Genomic DNA, 1,224 nt, shown 5'->3' with positions numbered 1-1,224 from the left:
GCGTAACAAGCTCAGTGCCACGATGGGGATGTCGCTACCCACGACGTTGATCTTCGACTATCCGACGGCTGATGGCCTCGCTGGTCATCTGCTGGCCGAGCTATCGGGCGATCAGGTCGCGGTGGTTGAGGTCGTTGCGGCCGGATTTGGCGTTGCGGGTGTTGGAGGGTGCTTTGGGTGGTGGGGGTGGTGTGGTGACGGTTGCTGATTTTGATTGGGGTTTGTTTGCGTCGACGTTTACGGCGCAGCGTTCTTCTGCGTTGTTGGGGGAGATTCCGGAGTTGGTTGGGTTGGTTGATGAGGGGGTGTCTGGTGAGGTGGATAGTCCGTTGCGGAAGCAGTTGGTTGGGGGGACGCCGGCTCAGCGGCATCAGCTTCTGACGCAGCACATCCGCGCTCTCGCCGCAAGCGTCCTGGGCCACTCGGGAATTGAAGCGATTCCGGCCAGCCGGCCCTTTAACGAACTCGGCTTTGACTCGCTGACGGCGGTGGAGCTGCGTAACAAGCTCAGTGCCACGATGGGGATGTCGCTACCCACGACGTTGATCTTCGACTATCCGACGGCTGATGGCCTCGCTGGTCATCTGCTGGCCGAGCTATCGGGCGATCAGGTCGCGGTGGCGGAGTCGGCCGCGGTGGTCGAGCAGTCGGACGATCCCATCGTGATCGTGGGTATGGCCTGCCGCTACCCCGGCGGAGTGGCCAGCCCGGACCAGCTCTGGGACCTGGTCGCCGAGGGCCGTGACGCGCTGGGCGCGTTCCCCACCGACCGGGGCTGGGACCTCGAAGCGCTGTTTGACTCGGATCCGGATAACTCCGGCACGAGCTACACACGGGAGGGTGGCTTCCTCTACGACGCCGGGGATTTCGACGCCGACTTCTTCGGGATCAGTCCGCGTGAGGCTTTGGCGATGGATCCGCAGCAGCGGCTGCTCCTGGAGACCGCCTGGGAGGCCTTCGAGAACGCCGGTATCGACCCCCACGGCCTCCACGGCAGCAGCACCGGTGTGTACACGGGTATAGCCGCGCATGACTTTCTGGTGTTGAGCAGCATGTCGAGCAGCGAGTTGGAGGGATACGCCGGGACAGGGAATGCGGGCAGTGTGGTGTCGGGTCGTGTGTCGTATGTGTTGGGGCTTGAGGGTCCGGCGTTGACGGTGGATACGGGGTGTTCGTCGTCGTTGGTGACGTTGCATATGGCGTGTGGGGCGTTGCGGTCGGGGG

The 1,224-nt window shown here is 63.7% G+C and carries 2 protein-coding genes; both read left to right on the top strand.

Features of this window, described 5'->3' with window-relative positions; translation table 11 throughout:
- On the top strand, nucleotides 1-208 hold a 208-nt coding region (locus tag E4099_RS34725; RefSeq protein ID WP_245245360.1), incomplete at its 5' end, for an acyl carrier protein.
- On the top strand, nucleotides 195-1,224 hold a 1,030-nt coding region (locus tag E4099_RS32150), incomplete at its 3' end, for an acyl carrier protein (protein ID WP_280923538.1). The genes E4099_RS34725 and E4099_RS32150, both read left to right, overlap by 14 nt.

It is taken from the genome of Streptomyces palmae (assembly GCF_004684805.1).
In the GTDB taxonomy this organism is placed as follows: domain Bacteria; phylum Actinomycetota; class Actinomycetes; order Streptomycetales; family Streptomycetaceae; genus Streptomyces; species Streptomyces palmae.
Note: the sequence above shows the minus strand (reverse complement) of the source record. Positions and strands in the feature narration are given on the sequence as shown.